We start from the raw sequence: 18,341 nt of genomic DNA on the forward strand, positions 1-18,341 counted from the left end.
CGATGTGCCTCAAGCCAGGACGGCGAGAAGCAGAAGAGCGACGATGTTGGTGATCTTGATCGCCGGGTTAACGGCAGGACCAGCCGTATCCTTGTAGGGGTCGCCGACCGTGTCGCCGGTCACCGATGCCTTATGCGCGTCGGAGCCCTTCATATGGCGAACGCCGTCCTTGTCGACGAAGCCGTCCTCGAAGGATTTCTTGGCATTGTCCCACGCGCCACCACCCGAGGTCATCGAGATCGCGACGAACAGGCCGTTGATAATAACACCGAGCAGCGATGCGCCCAGCGCCGCGAAAGCGGAAGCCTTCGAGCCCGAGATGATCAATACGCCAAAGTAGACGACGATCGGGGCAAGAACCGGCAGAAGCGAAGGAATGACCATCTCGCGGATGGCTGCCTTGGTCAGCAGGTCAACCGCCCTGCCATAGTCTGGACGCTCGGTCCCTGCCATAATGCCGGGCTTCTGCTTGAATTGACGGCGAACCTCTTCGACAATTGCGCCGGCCGCGCGGCCGACGGCGGTCATCGCGATGCCACCGAAGAGATAAGGAATGAGACCACCGAAGATCAGTCCGGCAACGACGTAAGGATTGGAAAGATCGAAGGAGATGTCGCCAATACCTGCAAAATAAGGGTACTTGTCGCCGTTGGCGGCAAAGTATTTGAGGTCGTAGGAATAGGCCGCAAACAGAACCAGGGCGCCGAGGCCAGCGGAACCGATCGCATAGCCCTTGGTAACGGCCTTCGTCGTATTGCCGACTGCGTCGAGCGCGTCGGTCGACTTGCGTACTTCCGGCGGCAGGTGGGACATTTCCGCAATGCCACCGGCATTGTCCGTCACCGGACCGAAAGCGTCGAGAGCAACGATCATGCCGGCAATGCCGAGCATGGCGGTAACCGCGATGCCGGTGCCGAAAAGGCCGCCGAGCTGATAAGTCGCCAGGATGCCGCCGACGATGACAATCGCCGGGAGGGCTGTCGATTCCAGCGACACCGCAAGACCCTGGATGACGTTCGTGCCATGGCCGGTCACAGAGGCCTGGGCGATCGAATTGACTGGGCGCTTGTTGGTGCCGGTGTAATATTCGGTGATGACAACAATCAGTGCTGTGACGAGCAGGCCGATCAGACCGCAGACAAAGAGATGCGTGCCGGTAATGTCCTCGCCACCGACCGAGCCAATCGAACCCCAGCCGATGGTTAGTGATGTCGCTGCGCCAAGGCCGATGATCGACAGCAGGCCGGTGACGATGAGACCCTTGTAAAGGGCGCCCATGATCGAGCCATTGCTGCCGAGCTTGACAAAGAACGTACCAATGATCGAGGTGATGATGCAGGCGCCGCAGATCGCAAGCGGGTAGAGCATCGCCGATTCAAGAACGGGTGCGCCGGCAAAGAAGATTGCGGCGAGAACCATGGTCGCGACGACGGATACGGCGTAGGTTTCGAAAAGGTCAGCTGCCATGCCAGCGCAATCGCCGACGTTGTCGCCGACGTTATCGGCAATTGTCGCGGGGTTGCGCGGATCATCTTCCGGGATACCCGCTTCGACCTTGCCGACGAGGTCACCGCCGACGTCAGCGCCCTTGGTGAAGATGCCACCGCCGAGACGGGCGAAGATCGAAATCAGCGACGCACCGAAGCCAAGCGCGACGAGGGAATCGATGACTTCGCGAGAGCTGCCTTCGTGCCCAAGCACGACAGTCAGCACGTAGTAGTAGATCGACACGCCAAGGAGCGCGAGACCGGCCACCAGAAGCCCGGTGATGGCACCCGACTTGAATGCAATCTCAAGTCCGGCGGCCAGGCTCTGGGATGCCGCCTGCGCCGTGCGAACATTGGCGCGCACCGAGACATGCATGCCGATGAAGCCAGCAGCGCCTGACAGAACAGCGCCGATGAGGAAGCCGATTGCAGCCGTGCCGGAGAGCAGCAGCCAGGCTGCAATGAAAACGACGATGCCGACGATTGCGATGGTCTTATACTGGCGCGTCAGATAGGCCTGCGCACCCTCACGAATATAGCCTGCAATTTCCTGCATGCGCTTGTTACCCTGATCGGCGGCAAGCACCGACCGGGTTGCCCAGATGGCATAGACCACCGAGAGCAGACCGCATGCTATTACCCATAAAAGAATGCTCATTTCGCTCTTTCCTCCAAAAGAGCCGGAGCTCACTCCCTCTCCGGCTGCGAATACGCCGACTCGATTTCCTCCCACAGAAATGCTGCAACGCCGGGCGGAGATTGCGTGGAGGAAAACGGCGCGTCAAGCCCGTAAGAGCCAAAAGCCCTTGCAGCACAATGGGAACGGAGGATTCTTGGAGGTCGGGCCTGCCGACCCGGCAGAACGCTACTTCTTGGCTTCGCCGCGCACCTGCTTTGCGATGCGGTCAAGCACGGCGTTGACGAGCTTCGGCTCATCGTCGCTGAAGAAGGCCTGAGCGATTTCGACGTATTCCGTCACGATGACCGCAACGGGAACATCCTTGCGTTCGAGAATCTCGAAGACGCCGGCACGGAGGATCGCGCGGACCGTGCTATCGAGACGCGACAGCGCCCAGTCGTCCTGTAAGGCGGACGCAATCATTGGGTCAAGGCGACGCTGCTCCCGCACGACGCCTGATACGATCGAGCGGAACCAGGAGGGGTCGGCCTTCAAATAGGTCTCACCGTCAAGTTCCTGGCCCAGGCGATGCGCCTCGTATTCAGCCACGATCTCCAGCACGCCGGTGCCGCCAATATCCATCTGGTAGAGCGCCTGAACGGCAGCAAGGCGCGCAGCACCTCGCTGGTTTGCAGCCTTGACCGGACGCTCCGAGTTCTCGTTGTTCATTCGTTATGCACCCAACTTCTTCTTCAGCTCTATCATCGTAAGAGCTGCGCGGGCGGCAAATCCGCCCTTGTCCTTGTCCGAACGGCGGGCGCGAGCCCAGGCCTGATCGTCATTCTCAACAGTCAGAATGCCATTACCAATGGCAAGGGATTCGCTCACGGCCAGATCCATCAGCGCGCGAGAGGATTCGTTCGACACGATATCGAAATGGTAGGTCTCGCCGCGGATGACCATACCGAGGGCGACGTACCCATCATACTGCGTGCCCTCATTATCTGCTCCGTCGAGCGCCATGGCAATCGCCGCCGGAATCTCGAGAGCGCCCGGAACGGTGACGACCTCATAGGTCGCGCCCGCCTCTTTCAAGGCGAAGGTCGCGCCTTCAAGCAGGGCATCGGCCATGTCGTCGTAGAAGCGTGCTTCGACGATCAAAATGTGGGGAGCGGTTTCTCGCGCCATGCTTCACCTTCAGTAGCTAGAGGACTTCACCATTCGGCAGGCCGCGGTCAAAACACGCCGCGACCCGAATGGCAAGCAAATTCCGACCATGGTTGGATGCCGAATCCGGAATCCCGGCAACGGCGGAGCGGGCAATTCTTGCGTCATTTTGTGCCGGCGTCGGACCGGCGCCTCGAAGATGGCAAATGAAGGGCAATTCGCATGAACAATATGTGACTAAATTCCAGATACTTATGAATTGAAGGCGGATGACCCGATTACCAATTTCATCTGCGTAACGCTGACGATCCACTGCCGACGGTCGATCGTCAGAGCAGATGAAAGGATACCCCATGAATCGCATTGCAGCCATCGCCTCCGCAGTCGCTACCCTTGCCTTTGCAGATGCCAGCCGTGCCGAAAGTCTCGACATGACGACCCCGTCGGGCATCGAACGAACGCTCCGCAGCTTCAGCGGCGCAAATCTCGATATTCGGCAGGTGGCCGACCACGGCAGTTCGAAAAATATCGGAGCGCCCAATTCATTTGCCGCACACAGTGTCCACGACATCCAAGTGATCCGTGCGGCCATTGCCGTCAACAAACCCCTTATGCATCAGCTCAACGCCAGAGGTGTGCTGCTCGGGAACATCGTCAACGCTGATCAGGCCGCGAACGGCGGTATCACGGTCTACTATCGATAAGGTCAAGGGCGACAGCGGAAGACTGTCGCCCGTCACGATGCTTTGCGGGTTGTATTTTCTCGCAGGATGATGCCTTTTCTCCGGAAACAGGAGAAGACAATGTCCGGCGTATCGAAGCCCGTCATCAACGTCGCTGATTTGAAGCTTGAGCACTGGAAGCAAGGGGATCTGTACGAAGGGACGGATGTCTCATTCGGCTCGCTTCTCGGCCTTGCAGGTCTCGGCATAAGCTACAACGAGGTCCCGCCCGGCAAATCCAGCTGTCCATTCCACAACCATCACGTGGAGGATGAGCTGTTTTTCGTCATCGAAGGCACCGGCGAATATCGTTTCGGTCCTGATCGCTATCCGATCCGGAAGGGTGACACGCTCGGCGCTCCAGCCGGGGGACAAGAGACCGCCCACCAGATCATCAACACTGGTTCGACGCCTCTGATCTACCTCGGCATTTCGACAATGGCGAAAACCGAGATTGTCGAATATCCCGATTCCGGAAAGTTTCTCGCCAAGACCAATCGCGACGAGGGACAAGCGAACCGCTTTCGCTTTATCGGCAGCGAGCATGGCAAGCTGGACTACTGGGACGGCGAGCCGGGTGCTTGACCTCCATCCGAGGGAACACTTCAAGATGACCAGCATTCCTACCATCGAGACGGCGCGACTGCTGCTACGTCCGCACACCGTTGACGATTTTTCTGACTATATGACGATGTGGAGCGACGAAGCGGTGGTGCGCTTCATCGGAGGTGTCCCCTCCACCCGCGAACAGGCCTGGGCACGCATGCTGCGTGTCGCCGGCATGTGGCATCACATAGGTTTCGGATTTCTGGCGATCGAGGAAAAGCAGTCAGGGCGTTTCATCGGGGAAGCAGGCTTCCTCGATATGAAACGGGATATGCACCCCGTTTCCACGGAAGGCACTCTGGAGACCGGTTGGGGACTGATGCCCTTCGCGCAAGGGCACGGCTACGCCAGCGAAGCGCTCACGGCGCTGATCGCCTGGGCGGAAGAGCGGTTCCCCTCCAAGCCAATGACCTGCATTATCGACCCGGGGAACGATCCCTCGCTGCGCCTGGCGCACAAGCTCGGCTTTCGCGAAGTCCAGCGATGCAACTATAATGGAGAGGTTATTCTGCTTTCGCGGTCGGGAACTCCGCCAGCCTAGCGGCATAGCGCGCCATGGTATCGACTTCGAAATTGACGAAGTCGCCTGCCTTGCGTTCGCCCCAGGTCGTGACCTCAAGCGTGTGACGGATCAGCAGGACGTCGAAATCGGTACGGTCCACCGCGTTGACGGTGAGCGACGTGCCATCCAGAGCGATGGAGCCCTTAGGTGCAACGAACTTGGCGAGATGCTCAGGCGCACGCAGGCGAAAGCGCGTCGCATCGCCCTCTTCCGTCACCGAGAGGATCTCGGCCTTGCCATCAACATGACCGGAAACGATGTGGCCGCCGAGTTCGTCGCCGATCTTCAGCGAGCGCTCGAGATTGATGCGGGTACCTTCCTTCCACGTCCCGATCGTCGTCAGGCGCAGAGCCTCTTCCCAAGCTTCGACCTCGAACCAGCGGCCGTTGCTGCCCTCGCCGGGCAGGCCGGTCACCGTCAGGCAGATACCGGAGTGCGAGATCGAGGCGCCCATGTCGATGGTCGCCGGATCATAGGCAGTGGCGACACGCAGCTTGATGCCTTCCTTCAATGGGGAAACAGATTCGATCTTGCCGACGTCGGTGACAATTCCGGTAAACATCAAAGCTCTCTTTCGTATTCGTCCAGGCGATCGTCGCCAAACATGAAGGTGCCCCTGTGCAGGAATCCCGATGGCATATCGGTCTTCTGGACCGGCGATTCAATACCGTCCTGCCCGATCACCGCAGGGCCTTGATAGAGGAGGATGCGGTCGATGTAACCGGCATCCAGGAAAAGCTTCGCCGTCCGCGCGCCGCCTTCGATGACAAGCGAAGAAATTCCGCGCGATGCTAGTGCAGGCAGCAGTTGGTCGGGCCGGTAGGGACTGCATTGGACCACTTCGACGCCAGCCTGATCCAAAGCGTCTCGTCGTGCGAGAAAGGCCTCGTCCTCGCTATTGTCGAAGCGGGGCGGTTCGGCCGCGACGACGATCAATGGCACCTGCTTGGCCGTAGCGACCAGCTTGCTGTCCAAGGGCAAAGAGAGATCTTCATCGAGCACGACACGAACCGGTGAGCGGGCCTCAAGTCCAGGCGTGCGAACGGTGAGCAAGGGATCATCGGCGATCGCAGTCCCGATCCCAACCAGAATCGCATCGGTTTCGGCGCGCAGCTTCTGCACCTCTACCCGTGCCGCAGGCCCGGTGATCGCAATCTGCCCCTCGCCCTTTTTTCCGATCATGCCGTCAGCGGAAACCGCAAGCTTGAGAGTCACATAGGGCCGGTTCTTCGTCTGCCGTGTGAGGTAAGCAGCAAGCGAACGCTTGCCTTCCTTTTCGAGAATTCCTGACTCGACCTCGATCCCCTCATCGCGCAGCATGGCAATGCCCCTGCCCGAGACACGCGGATCCGGATCGGTGACGCTTATCACCACACGACCAATGCCGTAGGCAATCAGCGCCTCCGCGCAGGGTGGTGTCTTGCCGTAATGCGAGCAGGGTTCGAGCGTGACATAGGCGGTGGCGCCGCGCGCCAGTTCGCCGGCTTCGGCCAGGGCCTGCGGTTCGGCATGGGGACGCCCGCCGACTGCCGTCACTGCACGGCCGACGATCTGACCGTCACGCACGATCACGCAGCCGACGGAAGGATTGGTAGATGTCTGGCCGAGATGCAGGAGACCCAGGCGGATCGCCTCTTCCATGAAACGCGCGTCGTCTTCCGAAGCGCTCATGAGCTAGTTGTCCAGGGGATCGCGGGCGATCTTGGCGTTGATCTCGGAAATGACTTTCTCGAAATCCTCGGCATGCGAAAAATCCCGATAGACAGAGGCATAGCGAACGAAGCCAACATCATCTAGGCTCTTCAATGCTTCCAACACCTGAAGGCCGATCTGCTCGGAGCTGATCTCGACTTCGCCGGAGCTTTCAAGCCGTCGAACGATGCCGGATACCGCACGTTCGATGCGGTCGCGGTCGACGGGACGCTTGCGCAGTGCGATCTCGAAAGATCGCACCAACTTGTCGCGGTCGAACGGTACCTTGCGGCCGGTCTTCTTCGACACCATCAGCTCGCGCAGCTGCACGCGCTCGAAGGTCGTGAAACGACCGCCGCAATCGGGACAAATACGCCTGCGGCGGATGGACGTATTGTCCTCCGCCGGGCGTGAATCCTTGACCTGTGTGTCTTCCGATCCGCAGAATGGGCAGCGCATGCGCTATCCTTAGCCCATGTAATCATACATTGGGAAGCGGTTGGTCAGCTCGACCACCTTGCCGCGAACGGCTGCTTCCACGGCTGCGTTCCCCTCGTCGGAGTTGGCGACCTTCAAGCCGTCGAGAACCTCAACGATGAGGTTGCCGATTTCCTTGAATTCCGCTTCCTTGAAGCCACGCGTCGTGCCGGCTGGCGCGCCGAGGCGCACACCCGAAGTTACGAATGGCTTCTCAGGGTCGAACGGGATGCCGTTCTTGTTGCAGGTGATGTAGGCGCGGCCGAGGGCTGCTTCGGCACGCTTGCCGGTCGCGTTCTTCTTGCGAAGATCGACGAGCATCAGGTGGTTGTCGGTGCCGCCGGAGACGACATCGAGGCCGCCGGCGATCAGGGTTTCCGCAAGCGCCTTGGCGTTCTTGACGACCTGCGCGGCGTAGTCCTTGAACTCCGGCTCCAGCGCTTCACCGAAGGCGACGGCCTTGGCGGCGATGATGTGCATCAGCGGACCACCCTGCAGACCGGGGAAGACGGCCGAGTTGAACTTCTTCGCCAGATCTTCGTCGTTCGTCAGGATCACGCCACCGCGGGGACCACGCAGCGATTTGTGGGTCGTCGTCGTGGCAACGTGGCAGTGCGGGAACGGCGACGGATGCTGGCCACCGGCGACGAGACCGGCGATGTGCGCCATGTCGACCATCAGGTAGGCGCCGACCGAGTCAGCGATCTCGCGGAAGCGCTTCCAGTCCCAGATGCGGGAGTAAGCGGTGCCGCCGGCGATGATCAGCTTCGGCTTATGCTCTTCGGCCTTGCGGGCAACTTCGTCCATGTCGAGCAGGTTGTCGCCTTCGCGCACGCCATAGGACACGACGTTGAACCACTTGCCGGACATGTTGACCGGGGAACCGTGCGTCAGGTGACCGCCCGAGTTGAGGTCGAGGCCCATGAAGGTGTCGCCCGGCTGCAGCAGTGCAAGGAACACTGCCTGGTTCATCTGCGAACCGGAGTTCGGCTGAACGTTGGCGAAGTTGACACCGAAGAGCTTCTTGGCGCGTTCGATCGCCAGTTCTTCAGCGATATCGACGAACTGGCAGCCGCCATAGTAGCGCTTGCCCGGATAGCCTTCGGCATACTTGTTCGTCATGATGGAGCCCTGGGCTTCCAGCACCGCGCGGGAAACGATGTTTTCCGAGGCGATGAGTTCGATCTCGTGCCGCTGGCGGCCGAGTTCCTTGCCAATCGCGCTGAAGATTTCCGGATCGGTATCGGCAAGCGAGCGATTGAAGAAGGTCTGGGTGGAGGCATTGGTCATGAGCGGGCTCCTCAACTGGAATGCGCGAAGGTATTAGCGCCCCGCCCTTTCAAGGGCAATACGGAGAACGACATTTGCTAGGCAATCTACGCGCCGCGCGTTCTATGCCCGACAGGACAACAAAAAACCGCGCCAGAGAGGCGCGGTTTCTTCAAAATCAAACGCGATCCAATTGACTTATTGAACCGGCTGCTCCGTGGTTGCGGTCGTGTCGAGCGCAAGCTCGGCGTTGCCGTCGAGCTGATAGATATCGTCGCGGAACTGCACGACGCCATCCGGCATGCCCCAGGCGGAAATGTAGACGAAGTAAACCGGCACTTCTTCGGCGAGCTTGATCGGCGTGTTGACGCGGGTCGTGATGACCTGCTCCATCTGCTGACGCGACCACGGCGGGGTCTCGCGCAGCAGCCACGTCGTCAGATCGCGAACGTTCTGGACGCGAACACAGCCCGAGGACTCAAAGCGCATCAGCTTGTTGAAGAGACCCTGCTGCGGCGTGTCATGCATATACTCGCCGTTCTTGTTGTAGAAGTTGATCTTCGTGGACGCCATGGCGTTGATCTTGCCCGGGTCCTGACGGAACATGAAATTCGGAGCCTTCTCGGCATTCCAGTCCACCGTTTCCGGCGCCACCTCGTTGCCCTTTCCGTCGATCAGGCGAATGGCATTCTTCTCGAGATAGGTCGGGTCCTTGCGCATCAGCGGTACGATGTCTTTTTCGACGATCGAGCGCGGTGCCGTCCAATAAGGATTGAGGATAACTTCGTAGATCTTCGAGTTGACGAGATGCGTCGGACGGCTGAGACGGCCAACGACCGCAGCGTGGCGCGTCGCAACGCTGCCGTCTTCCACGGCCTCGACGTAGGCGGCCGGAATGTTAACCATCACGTGGCGGCGTCCGAGCTCTTCCGGGAAGGTCTGGATGCGGATGAGGTTGGTGTTCAGCTGCTGCAGACGAACATCGGCCGGAATGTTCATGGCCTTCAAGGTGAACTCGCCGATGACGCCGTCGGCCGGAAGGCCGTGGCGCGCCTGGAAGCGCTTGACGGCGCCGTCGACATAGGAATCAAACGCCGAAGACATGCCAGCCTCGCGCGGTAGGTCGCCTGTGATGGCAAGACGCTGGCGAAGGCTCTGGACGGCCGGGTCGGTCACGCCGATCTGCAAGCGCTGCTGGCTTGGGCTGACTTCGGGCCAACCGCCAGCCGAAGCGATCTGCTGATACTGGGCGATTGCCTGCTGGATGCTCGGCACCGACTGCGGCCCGAGAATCGGCGTGTTGGAAACGACAGCCGTTGCGGTGCGGGACGCAGCCTTCGCATCGAACTGATCGTCCCAATCGCCGCGTTGTGGAGCATTAATGAGCGAGTCGATCGCCGATTGCGCGAGTGCGGGGGCCGCCAATGCGCCCGCGCCAACCATTGCCGCAGACGTCAGAAACGCCCGACGAGAGAAAGCTTCAGTACCGATTTTCTTCGACATTCATCCCAACCACTAAATTGCCGCCGCTTGAGAGACCGGCAGCCTTCGCTATCCCTGCGAGAACGCAGATCTCTCTATCAACCCGTCGCTACGGCGCATCGCACAATCTCTCTGCCGGCGATCACATGATTGCGAGCAGGGAGCGCGAGGTTGTCAGACCTCAATTTGGGAAGCGCCCTTTGCCGTGTATTTCCGCTGACATGCTAATATGGCCAATTCGTGTCGCCCTGCACCACACTCAACCGTCGGTCGCGGGCGATGCGCAAAGAACCATATCCATCCACAGAAATGTGGCGGTTAATAGCGGCTAAAAAACGGCTTGAATACAGTCGATTATGCTTGCCTGCCATGCGTTGCAAAGATGTCACGACCTCGCAGACAAGGCGCGGATTACGCGCGTCCGGTCCGCCCACTGCCTGCAACAAATAGAGCTGACGTCGCGACCGCGTCGCGTGATTCCCGGGAAACCCCAAGCTCGTCGCGGAGGTCATTGTCCAAGTCGGCGACCGAGTACGCAGCCCGGCAGCTAGACGCTGCTAACGGCGAAAAGGCGCTACGGAATACCGTTGCGCCCTTTCGTGCCTTGGAGGTCCGATAAGCCAGCAGGGAAGTTGGCTTACGAGATTACAGGCGATAGAGGATCTGGTCGTTCCAGAAGCGGTCCAGACGGGTAAGCAGCTTGTTCATCTGCGTGAATTCGTCGGAGCCGATGCCGCCAACCTTGTCGATCGAGCCGACGTGACGTTCATAGAGCTTGGCGACGGTTTCAGCGATGTCCTGACCCGCTTCCGTCAGGCTGATGCGGACCGAGCGACGGTCGATGCGCGAGCGCTGATGGTTGATGAAGCCGAGATCGACAAGCTTCTTGACGTTGTAGGAAACGTTGGAACCCAGGTAGTAACCGCGGGAGCGAAGTTCGCCGGCGGTGAGCTCGGAGTTGCCGATGTTGAAGAGAAGAAGTGCCTGGACGGCATTGACGTCGCTGCGACCCTGGCGGTCGAACTCGTCCTTGATGACGTCGAGGAGACGGCGGTGAAGACGTTCAACAAGATGAAGGGATTCCATGTAAAGATCACGGATGCCTTGTTCCTGCTGGTCACGGAAGTTCGATACCGCCTGCGGCTTGATTTTCGTGTTCATGATGACTGCCTCACTGTTTTGTTTGGCGGTGTTGGTTTTCTTCCCGCCTTGAGACAGACCCTATCGAATACAAATAAAATTCTACTTAAACCGCAGGCTTAACAGTGCCTTACCGGAAACCCTAGATGTATCAGGGTAAATCAACGCTTACCTGCCGGCGCCGCTTGCGCTTTTCGTACCAGAGCGCAACACGGAATCCCAGGTAGACCAGGACGACCGCGGCATGCAGCAAAACGATCAGCCGGTTGGACCCGAAAACCTCCGGCATGAAGGCGTACATGATGATCTGTCCGCCTGCCGCGAGCACCCAGATAACCGGCCCCCAGGAGACGGCCAGCCATAGACCGAGAGAGGCGACGGGGAAGAGAACGGCGAGGCTGGTGCTTGCGACCTTCCACGGAAGGCTGAGCAGATCGAAGCGCCCTGCCCCGACCAGCGAATAGCCGACGAGCATCGCCCAATACTGCAATCCGAACCAGAAGCAGGAAACGGCGACAAGCCGCAGGAACAGGATGAAGAGAACGCTGGTCAGCGTCCGCTTAGGTATCGTCGGAGAATCAGCGTCCATGTCTCAAACAATAGGGTTGCCGTTGCGACTTCGCCAGCGCCTCCTCCATTGCGGCCAATCGTCCGGTTTGGATTTCGGCCACGCCATGATAATGAGCGCTTCGACAATTGGAATGGCAGAAAGCTGGAAACCACCATGCAGGACAAGACCCATCTCGTCGACGAGATTACCGGCCATCGGCGCATGCGCCGCAATCGCAAGGCCGATTGGACGCGGCGCCTCGTGCAGGAGAACCGCCTGACGGTCGACGACCTGATCTGGCCGGTTTTCGTCGTTCCCGGCACGGGCATCGTCGAAGCGATCCCGGCGATGCCCGGCGTCAACCGCATGAGCGTGGATAGGCTGGTCGAAGCCACCAAGGAAGCGGCCGATCTCGGCATCCCTGCGATCGCGACCTTCCCGAACATCGAAATGGAACTGCGCGACGAAACAGGCTCGAACAGTCTTGAAACCAACAATCTGATCAACCAAGCGACAATCGCAATCAAGAAGGCGGTGCCCAATATCGGTGTCATCACCGACGTCGCGCTTGACCCCTTCACGAGCCATGGCCACGACGGGATCCTGCGACAGGGCGAGATCGTCAACGACGAGACGGTCGATCAGGTTGCGCGCGCGGCCGTCATGCAGGCCGATGCCGGCTCTGACATCATTTCGCCGTCGGAGATGATGGACGGCAGAATCGGCGCCATCCGCCGCGCCCTTGACGCTGCCGGGCACCAGAATGTTGGTATTATGAGCTACGCCACCAAATTCGCCTCGGCATTCTATGGCCCCTACCGCGAGGCGATCTCCACCGGCGGTCTGCTCAAGGGTGACAAGAAGACTTACTACATTGATCCGGCAAACGGCACCGAAGCCATCCGCGACGCCGCGCTTGACGTGGAGGAAGGTGCCGACATGCTGATGGTCAAGCCGGGCCTGCCCTATCTCGACATCTGCTGGCGCATGAAGGAAGCCTTCGGTCTGCCGACCTTCGCCTATCAGGTTTCGGGGGAGTACACGCAGATCAAGGCGGCCGCGATGAACGGCTGGATCGACGGCGAGCGCGCCATGCTGGAAACCCTGCTCTCGTTCAAGCGTGCGGGCTGCGACGGCGTCCTCACCTACTTTGCAGTCGAGGTGGCAAGAATCCTAGCCAGGCGCTGATTGCGCGCCAATATTGCATTTGAGGGAAGCGATACCATATCAGCGGCATCGCTTTCTCGAAAGGAGACCGTAACGATGACGCTCACGCCCAATCCGCTCTATGCTGCACCGGACGACTGGCGCGCCTATAGCGGCACGCTGAGCCGTCGTGTCTTCGCATTCATCCTCGACTACGTGATCATTCTGCTGCTCTGCATACCGGCGGCGGTCATTCTTTTCTTCCTGTCGATCGTCACACTGGGGCTCGGATTCTTTCTCTACCCGGCGCTGTTCGTGATCGTTGCAGGCCTGTATTTCGGCTTTACGGTGGGCGGTTCCCAGCAGGCCTCATTCGGCATGCGCGCAATGGGCATTGCCATCATCCGCGTCGACGGGCAGCCGATGGACTTCCTGACGGCCATCGTTCACCTGGCGCTTTTCTGGATCCTGAACTCAGTCCTGACGCCGCTGATTCTGCTGGTTGGCCTGTTCACCGAACGCAGCCGGTTGATCCACGATTTTCTGGTTGGCACCGTCACGGTACGCACCGCCTGATCAGGCTCGCCACAAGCTAAAATAAACGCTGCTCCCGACCTTTGCCGGGAGCCTTTCGACGCCATATCCAAAAGTATGACGCGCGACATCGGGCAGGAGAACGGCCCCGCTGTTGACGTTTTTTATTCTTAAGTCATCCTGTCAGATAAGCAGCGAACCAAAGGAAATCTCCGCAACAGATGAATACGCAGACGACGCCATCACCGCAGTTCTACCTGACTGCTCCGGCTGCGTGCCCCTATCTGGCCAACGAGATGGAACGTAAGGTCTTCACGCATCTCGTCGGTCCCCGCGCAGCGGAGATGAACGATATCCTGACACAGGGCGGCTTTCGCCGGTCGCAGAACATCGCCTATCGTCCGGCCTGCGAGGCCTGCCGCGCCTGCATTTCCGTGCGCATCCTCGCACAGGAATTCCTGCCGACGAAGTCGATGAAGCGCGTGCTGGCAACGAACGCCGACATCATCTCCACGGAATTCCCTGCCCAACCTTCCAGCGAACAATATTCGCTGTTCCGACGCTATCTCGATTTTCGCCACCAGCAGGGCGGAATGTCCGACATGACGGTGCTCGACTATGCCATCATGGTCGAAGACACCCATGTGAACACCAAAATCATCGAGTATCGGCTTCGAAAGGAAGGGACGGGCCTGGAAGAGCGCCCGACCGGCGAGCTCTTGGCCGCCGCCCTGACCGATACCATGAGCGATGGCCTGTCCATGGTTTATTCCTACTTCAACCCTGACATGGATCGCCGCTCCCTTGGCACGTTCATGATCCTTGATCACATCAGGCGCACAAAGGCCTTGGGTCTTCCACACGTCTACCTCGGCTACTGGGTTCAAGGGTCGAGGAAAATGGACTACAAGACTCGCTTCCAGCCGCAGGAGCATCTGACTTCGCGCGGCTGGGAACGTTTCGATCCCTCCGTATTGCCCGAAAGCCCGCGCTACTAAATGCTCCTCCCCTCCCTTTCCGATCATCGGAAAGGCCTGCTGCTGACGGCAATCGGCGGCTTGGCTCTTTCCATGGACATTCCACTGGTGCGGCTTGCTCACGGCGACATGTGGTCGATCCTGGGCATGCGCAGCATCACGACGGTCGCCGCCGCGCTGCTGGTGATCTGTCTTATCAGATACGCCAAGGGAGCATGGCCCGTGCTCGTGCCCGGCAGGCACGGCCTTGCGACGGGACTGCTCTACGGCTGCTCGACGCTGACCTTCCTGCTTGCCGTCTTCAACACGGCGACGGCCAATGTGGTTTTTATCGTCGCGTTCAATCCGATGTTCGGCGCTCTCTTGTCATGGATTTTTCTCAAGGAACGTCCTACGGCATCCACGCTCGTCACCATGGCGGTCATGGTGTTCGGTGTTGGCCTGATCGTGCATGATGGATTGGCCGGCGGCCATCTCTTCGGCGATGCCATGGCACTTCTCAGCGCCTTTATCCTCGCATCGGCGATAACCATTGCCCGGGCGTCGCGTCGGGAAATGGGCTTCGTGCCCTTGCTTGCCGCCGCCCTGCCGGCGGCCCTCGGCTTTGCAAAGGCCCTGCCGGTCGGGCTAGCCATAGAGCATCCCGCCTGGATCATCCTCAACGGTACGCTTCTGATGCCGGTCGCCTTTTGGTGCCTAGCTACCGGACCACGCTATCTCTCCGCGCCCGAAGTCGGCATGTTCTATCTGCTCGAAACCATCCTGGCTCCGATCTGGATATGGCTGATCTTCGCGGAAGCCCCACCGACGATGACGCTCGTAGGCGGCACGATCCTGGTCTGCGCGATTATGCTGCACTCGCTTTGGATGGTTCGGCGGAAGCCTGCGCGACAATCTCTGGCACACTGACCACCTGCATCGCATCGAGTTCGCGCTCGAGCCCCTGCATGACGTGGACCCAGCCCTTCCGCGTCTCTTCTTCGAACTGGCCCCATTGGGCGCACATTTCGTGCGAGAGCGTCAACCGCGTGCCTTCGGCGAGCGGTTCGATGTCGATCTGTATTCGATCCGCATTGTGATCATGCTCGGCTGCCGAGAAGCAGAAGACCATCCGCCGCGGTCGGCGCAATTCGAGAAATACGCCGTAATGCACCGCATCGCCTGTCGGACGTCGGTCGATGACGAGAAAATGTCCGCCGACCTTTGGATCGATGTCGGCTCGGATAACGCGGCCTTCGTCGCTTGCGAAAAGGAAGCGTTTGGCGATCTGAGGGTTCAGCCATGCGTCGTAGACGGCGCAGGGCGAGGCATTGAATGTATGCGCAACGTTCAAAGTGATGGTATTGCAAGCACTCATCAACAATCCTCCGTGATCGGACATGGCACTCTCCAGGAGCACCACACTCGATCATTCCGTCCGCCTGCGGAATGACGTCTGTCCATGTTGTGATTACTGGCCAGAAGTAGAGGAGTTGCCCCGCTCGCCAAGAGCGAGGCGCAGAATTATTTTCGCTTAGCCGGCAAACTTACCGCTGCGCGGGAAGCCTTTCGGAACGGTCCGACCAGCGGTGGCACGATCGCCAAGCCATTCGGCAAGCTCGTCCTTGTTCTTCGTGAAGGTGCGGCCCGCGCTGTCTTCCCAGACGAGGCCGTCTGATATTGCGAAGCAGCGTACGTCGGAAATGCCGCCATCCTTGTAGCGCTGCAGGCGGACGCCCTTGCCGCGACCCATTTCCGGGACCTGCGACAGCGGGAAGACGAGCAGTTTGCGATTGTCGCCGACGACAGCGATATAGTCGCCACTGACGGGAACGATCAGCTTCGTCTCATCAGGCATGGAGACATTCATTATCTGCTTGCCCTTGCGGGTATTGGCGACCATGTCGGTCTCGGCAACAACGAAGCCGTTGCCCGCCGTCGAGACGATCATCTGCTTGCGGGCAGGATCGTGAACGAAGGCGGTCAGGACGTCCTGATCGTTGTCCATATCGATCATGATGCGCAGCGGTTCGCCATGACCTCGACCGCCGGGCAGCTTGTCGCCGCCAAGTGTGTAGGCCTTGCCACCGGTGGTGATGATCAGGATCTTGTCGGTCGTCTGCGCAGGGAAGGCAACCTTCAGCGCGTCGCCTTCCTTGAAGGTCAGGGTCGCGGTGTCGGAGATGTGCCCCTTCAGAGCGCGTATCCAGCCCTTTTCGGAGACGACGACGGTGATCGGCTCCTTCTCGATCATCGCCTGCTGGATAGCCTGCTCGTCGGCTTCCGGCGCGTCGGCGAACTGGGTGCGGCGACGACCGAGCTCGGTCGCCTTGGCGAACTTCTTCTTCACTTCGCCGATTTCCCAGGCGACGGTCTGCCACTGCTTTTCTTCCGATGCCAGCAGTGCCTCGATCTCGCCCTTCTCCTTGGTGAGTTCGTCGAACTCGGTGCGAATCTCGAACTCCTCGAGCTTGCGCAACGACCGCAGCCGCATGTTGAGGATCGCTTCGACCTGATTGTCGGTCAGGGACCAGCGCGCGATCATCACCGGCTTCGGCTCGTCCTCTTCGCGGATGATGCGAATGACCTCATCGATGTTGAGGTAGGCGATCAGCAAGCCGCCGAGGATTTCCAAGCGGCGGTCAATGGCCGCCAGGCGGAAGCGCGAGCGGCGCTGCAGCACTTCGCGGAGATGGTCGAGCCACTCCTTCAGGACCTCGTTCAACGCCATGACGCGCGGGATGCGGCCCATGGAGAGAACGTTCATGTTCAGCGGGAAGCGGCTTTCCAGTTCCGTCAGCTTGAACATCGATTCCATGAGGATCGTCGGATCGACCGTCCGGTTCTTCGGCACCAGCACGACGCGGACATCTTCGGCGGACTCGTCGCGAATGTCCTCGAGCAAGGGCAGCTTGCGCGCCAAGAGAAGTTCGGCGATCTTTTCGATCAGGCGGGACTTCTGTACCTGGAACGGGATTTCGGTGACGACGATCTGATAACCGCCGCGGCCAAGATCCTCGGTCTCCCACTTGGCGCGTGTACGGAAACCGCCACGGCCAGTCTTATAGGCCTCGATGATGCTTTCACGGCCATCGATGATGATGCCGCCGGTCGGGAAATCCGGACCGGGAATAAACTCGACCAGCTTCTCGACGGTAGCATCGGGATGCTTGATGAGATGGAGGGCCGCGTCGCAGAGTTCGTGGACATTGTGCGACGGAATGGACGTCGCCATGCCGACTGCAATGCCCGACGAGCCATTCGCCAGCAGGTTCGGAAAGGCGCCCGGCAGGACGACCGGTTCTTCGTCTTCCTCGTTGTAGGTCGGGCGGAAATCGACCGCGTCCTGATCGATACCCTCAAGCAAGAGGCCGGCCACATCCGTCATGCGCGCTTCGGTGTATCGATAGGCGGCAGCGCTGTCGCCGTCGATATTGCCGAAATTTCCCTGCCCGTCGACGACAGGGTAACGCTGTGAGAAATCCTGCGCGAGACGCACGAGCGCATCGTAGACAGACTGGTCGCCATGCGGATGGAACTTACCGATGACATCGCCGACGATGCGAGCACATTTCTTGAACGCGGAATTGGGCCGAATGCCCATTTCGCTCATGGCGTGAATGATGCGGCGATGCACCGGCTTCAGGCCGTCGCGCACGTCAGGGAGCGCACGATGCATGATCGTCGATAGCGCATAGGCCAAGTAACGCTCTTCAAGCGCCGCCTTCAAATCGACCGGAAGGATACTGTCGTCGTCTCCGCCAGAGGGCGGCAAAATCTCTTGTCCCATATGTCCTGACTAGCCGAGATGGTTGTTTTGAGCAAGGAATCCGGGCATTCCGGCTGTGGATGAAGTCTTGGCGTACGAGAAAAGAATGACCCGAGACGCTTTGCCTGAATTTCGTCGTTGTTTCGTTTTCCCTTCAACACAA

19 protein-coding genes are annotated in these 18,341 nt (G+C 59.6%); 7 read left to right on the forward strand and 12 right to left on the reverse strand.

Annotated features, from left to right (window positions below):
• Window positions 1–9: 9 nt before the first annotated feature.
• The 3 genes from AF71_RS08760 to AF71_RS08770 all read right to left on the reverse strand — a co-directional run bounded on the left by AF71_RS08760 (window position 10) and on the right by AF71_RS08770 (window position 3,294).
• Window positions 10–2,145 (reverse strand): sodium-translocating pyrophosphatase, encoded by a 2,136-nt coding sequence (locus tag AF71_RS08760; RefSeq protein ID WP_018859200.1) that lies wholly within the window; start codon window positions 2,143–2,145, stop codon window positions 10–12.
• Window positions 2,146–2,352: 207 nt separating this feature from the next.
• Complete coding sequence (gene nusB / locus AF71_RS08765; RefSeq protein ID WP_018116902.1) at window positions 2,353–2,835, reverse strand: transcription antitermination factor NusB; 483 nt, start codon at window positions 2,833–2,835, stop codon at window positions 2,353–2,355.
• Window positions 2,836–2,838: 3 nt separating this feature from the next.
• A complete protein-coding gene (locus tag AF71_RS08770) occupies window positions 2,839–3,294 on the reverse strand; it encodes a 6,7-dimethyl-8-ribityllumazine synthase (protein WP_016553506.1) in 456 nt (151 codons plus the stop codon).
• 332 nt (window positions 3,295–3,626) lie between these two features.
• On the opposite strand from AF71_RS08770, the gene AF71_RS08775 reads away from it, so the two are divergent.
• From AF71_RS08775 to AF71_RS08785, 3 genes are all read left to right on the forward strand, one after another.
• On the forward strand, window positions 3,627–3,977 hold the full coding sequence (locus AF71_RS08775; protein ID WP_169681031.1) for a hypothetical protein: 351 nt from the start codon (window positions 3,627–3,629) through the stop codon (window positions 3,975–3,977).
• A gap of 99 nt (window positions 3,978–4,076) precedes the next feature.
• Window positions 4,077–4,580 carry a cupin domain-containing protein gene (locus tag AF71_RS08780; protein WP_018859197.1) on the forward strand — a complete coding sequence of 168 codons (504 nt, stop codon included), beginning with the start codon at window positions 4,077–4,079 and terminating at the stop codon, window positions 4,578–4,580.
• A 25-nt stretch (window positions 4,581–4,605) separates the two neighbouring features.
• Window positions 4,606–5,142 (forward strand): GNAT family N-acetyltransferase, encoded by a 537-nt coding sequence (locus tag AF71_RS08785; protein ID WP_169681033.1) that lies wholly within the window; start codon window positions 4,606–4,608, stop codon window positions 5,140–5,142.
• On the opposite strand, the gene AF71_RS08790 is transcribed toward AF71_RS08785, so the two are convergent.
• The 7 genes from AF71_RS08790 to AF71_RS08820 form a co-directional block, all read right to left on the reverse strand.
• Window positions 5,105–5,725 carry a riboflavin synthase gene (locus AF71_RS08790; RefSeq protein ID WP_169681035.1) on the reverse strand — a complete coding sequence of 207 codons (621 nt, stop codon included), beginning with the start codon at window positions 5,723–5,725 and terminating at the stop codon, window positions 5,105–5,107. The two genes, AF71_RS08785 and AF71_RS08790, sit on opposite strands and share 38 nt — an antisense overlap.
• On the reverse strand, window positions 5,725–6,834 hold the full coding sequence (gene ribD / locus AF71_RS08795) for a bifunctional diaminohydroxyphosphoribosylaminopyrimidine deaminase/5-amino-6-(5-phosphoribosylamino)uracil reductase RibD (protein WP_169681037.1): 1,110 nt from the start codon (window positions 6,832–6,834) through the stop codon (window positions 5,725–5,727). Before ribD ends, AF71_RS08790 begins: the two co-directional genes overlap by 1 nt.
• A gap of 3 nt (window positions 6,835–6,837) precedes the next feature.
• On the reverse strand, window positions 6,838–7,314 hold the full coding sequence (nrdR, locus tag AF71_RS08800; protein ID WP_007531462.1) for a transcriptional regulator NrdR: 477 nt from the start codon (window positions 7,312–7,314) through the stop codon (window positions 6,838–6,840).
• Between the two features lie 9 nt (window positions 7,315–7,323).
• Window positions 7,324–8,622, reverse strand: coding sequence for a serine hydroxymethyltransferase (gene glyA / locus AF71_RS08805; RefSeq protein ID WP_018859193.1), 1,299 nt, complete (start codon window positions 8,620–8,622; stop codon window positions 7,324–7,326).
• A gap of 177 nt (window positions 8,623–8,799) precedes the next feature.
• A complete protein-coding gene (locus AF71_RS08810) occupies window positions 8,800–10,104 on the reverse strand; it encodes a L,D-transpeptidase family protein (protein ID WP_018859192.1) in 1,305 nt (434 codons plus the stop codon).
• A 624-nt stretch (window positions 10,105–10,728) separates the two neighbouring features.
• Complete coding sequence (locus AF71_RS08815) at window positions 10,729–11,244, reverse strand: MarR family winged helix-turn-helix transcriptional regulator (protein ID WP_018116896.1); 516 nt, start codon at window positions 11,242–11,244, stop codon at window positions 10,729–10,731.
• A gap of 130 nt (window positions 11,245–11,374) precedes the next feature.
• Entirely contained in the window at window positions 11,375–11,812 is a 438-nt protein-coding gene (locus AF71_RS08820; RefSeq protein WP_169681039.1) for a DUF6163 family protein, read from the reverse strand.
• Between the two features lie 135 nt (window positions 11,813–11,947).
• On the opposite strand from AF71_RS08820, the gene hemB reads away from it, so the two are divergent.
• The 4 genes from hemB (at window position 11,948) to AF71_RS08840 (ending at window position 15,339) form a co-directional block, all read left to right on the forward strand.
• Window positions 11,948–12,961, forward strand: a complete 1,014-nt coding sequence (hemB, locus tag AF71_RS08825) for a porphobilinogen synthase (RefSeq protein ID WP_018116894.1) — start codon at window positions 11,948–11,950, stop codon at window positions 12,959–12,961.
• Window positions 12,962–13,036: 75 nt separating this feature from the next.
• Complete coding sequence (locus AF71_RS08830; protein ID WP_018116893.1) at window positions 13,037–13,495, forward strand: RDD family protein; 459 nt, start codon at window positions 13,037–13,039, stop codon at window positions 13,493–13,495.
• 179 nt (window positions 13,496–13,674) lie between these two features.
• The gene (locus AF71_RS08835) at window positions 13,675–14,451 is read left to right on the forward strand and encodes an arginyltransferase (RefSeq protein ID WP_018116892.1); all 777 of its coding nucleotides are present in this window, start codon (window positions 13,675–13,677) and stop codon (window positions 14,449–14,451) included.
• Window positions 14,452–15,339: a DMT family transporter gene (locus AF71_RS08840; protein ID WP_018859191.1), complete on the forward strand. Its 888-nt coding sequence runs from the start codon at window positions 14,452–14,454 to the stop codon at window positions 15,337–15,339. It abuts the gene before it with no gap.
• Here AF71_RS08840 and AF71_RS08845 read toward each other — a convergent pair.
• Window positions 15,278–15,811, reverse strand: a complete 534-nt coding sequence (locus AF71_RS08845; protein ID WP_018116890.1) for an SRPBCC domain-containing protein — start codon at window positions 15,809–15,811, stop codon at window positions 15,278–15,280. The genes AF71_RS08840 and AF71_RS08845 overlap by 62 nt on opposite strands.
• A gap of 132 nt (window positions 15,812–15,943) precedes the next feature.
• A complete protein-coding gene (gene parC, locus AF71_RS08850) occupies window positions 15,944–18,199 on the reverse strand; it encodes a DNA topoisomerase IV subunit A (RefSeq protein WP_169681040.1) in 2,256 nt (751 codons plus the stop codon).
• Window positions 18,200–18,341: the final 142 nt, after the last annotated feature.

The organism is Rhizobium sp. 57MFTsu3.2 (assembly GCF_012932765.1).
Classification (GTDB): domain Bacteria; phylum Pseudomonadota; class Alphaproteobacteria; order Rhizobiales; family Rhizobiaceae; genus Rhizobium; species Rhizobium altiplani.

Bases quoted from the DNA above. Each gene is read 5' to 3' on its own strand.
- AF71_RS08790 (WP_169681035.1), bottom strand. From the start codon at position 5,725: ATGTTTACCGGAATTGTCACCGACGTCGGCAAGATCGAATCTGTTTCC.
- nrdR (WP_007531462.1), bottom strand. From the start codon at position 7,314: ATGCGCTGCCCATTCTGCGGATCGGAAGACACACAGGTCAAGGATTCA.
- AF71_RS08760 (WP_018859200.1), bottom strand. From the start codon at position 2,145: ATGAGCATTCTTTTATGGGTAATAGCATGCGGTCTGCTCTCGGTGGTC.
- AF71_RS08770 (WP_016553506.1), bottom strand. From the start codon at position 3,294: ATGGCGCGAGAAACCGCTCCCCACATTTTGATCGTCGAAGCACGCTTC.
- ribD (WP_169681037.1), bottom strand. From the start codon at position 6,834: ATGAGCGCTTCGGAAGACGACGCGCGTTTCATGGAAGAGGCGATCCGC.
- AF71_RS08810 (WP_018859192.1), bottom strand. From the start codon at position 10,104: ATGTCGAAGAAAATCGGTACTGAAGCTTTCTCTCGTCGGGCGTTTCTG.
- AF71_RS08785 (WP_169681033.1), top strand. From the start codon at position 4,606: ATGACCAGCATTCCTACCATCGAGACGGCGCGACTGCTGCTACGTCCG.
- AF71_RS08835 (WP_018116892.1), top strand. From the start codon at position 13,675: ATGAATACGCAGACGACGCCATCACCGCAGTTCTACCTGACTGCTCCG.
- AF71_RS08830 (WP_018116893.1), top strand. From the start codon at position 13,037: ATGACGCTCACGCCCAATCCGCTCTATGCTGCACCGGACGACTGGCGC.
- hemB (WP_018116894.1), top strand. From the start codon at position 11,948: ATGCAGGACAAGACCCATCTCGTCGACGAGATTACCGGCCATCGGCGC.
- nusB (WP_018116902.1), bottom strand. From the start codon at position 2,835: ATGAACAACGAGAACTCGGAGCGTCCGGTCAAGGCTGCAAACCAGCGA.
- AF71_RS08775 (WP_169681031.1), top strand. From the start codon at position 3,627: ATGAATCGCATTGCAGCCATCGCCTCCGCAGTCGCTACCCTTGCCTTT.
- glyA (WP_018859193.1), bottom strand. From the start codon at position 8,622: ATGACCAATGCCTCCACCCAGACCTTCTTCAATCGCTCGCTTGCCGAT.
- AF71_RS08815 (WP_018116896.1), bottom strand. From the start codon at position 11,244: ATGAACACGAAAATCAAGCCGCAGGCGGTATCGAACTTCCGTGACCAG.
- AF71_RS08840 (WP_018859191.1), top strand. From the start codon at position 14,452: ATGCTCCTCCCCTCCCTTTCCGATCATCGGAAAGGCCTGCTGCTGACG.
- AF71_RS08780 (WP_018859197.1), top strand. From the start codon at position 4,077: ATGTCCGGCGTATCGAAGCCCGTCATCAACGTCGCTGATTTGAAGCTT.
- AF71_RS08845 (WP_018116890.1), bottom strand. From the start codon at position 15,811: ATGTCCGATCACGGAGGATTGTTGATGAGTGCTTGCAATACCATCACT.
- parC (WP_169681040.1), bottom strand. From the start codon at position 18,199: ATGGGACAAGAGATTTTGCCGCCCTCTGGCGGAGACGACGACAGTATC.
- AF71_RS08820 (WP_169681039.1), bottom strand. From the start codon at position 11,812: ATGGACGCTGATTCTCCGACGATACCTAAGCGGACGCTGACCAGCGTT.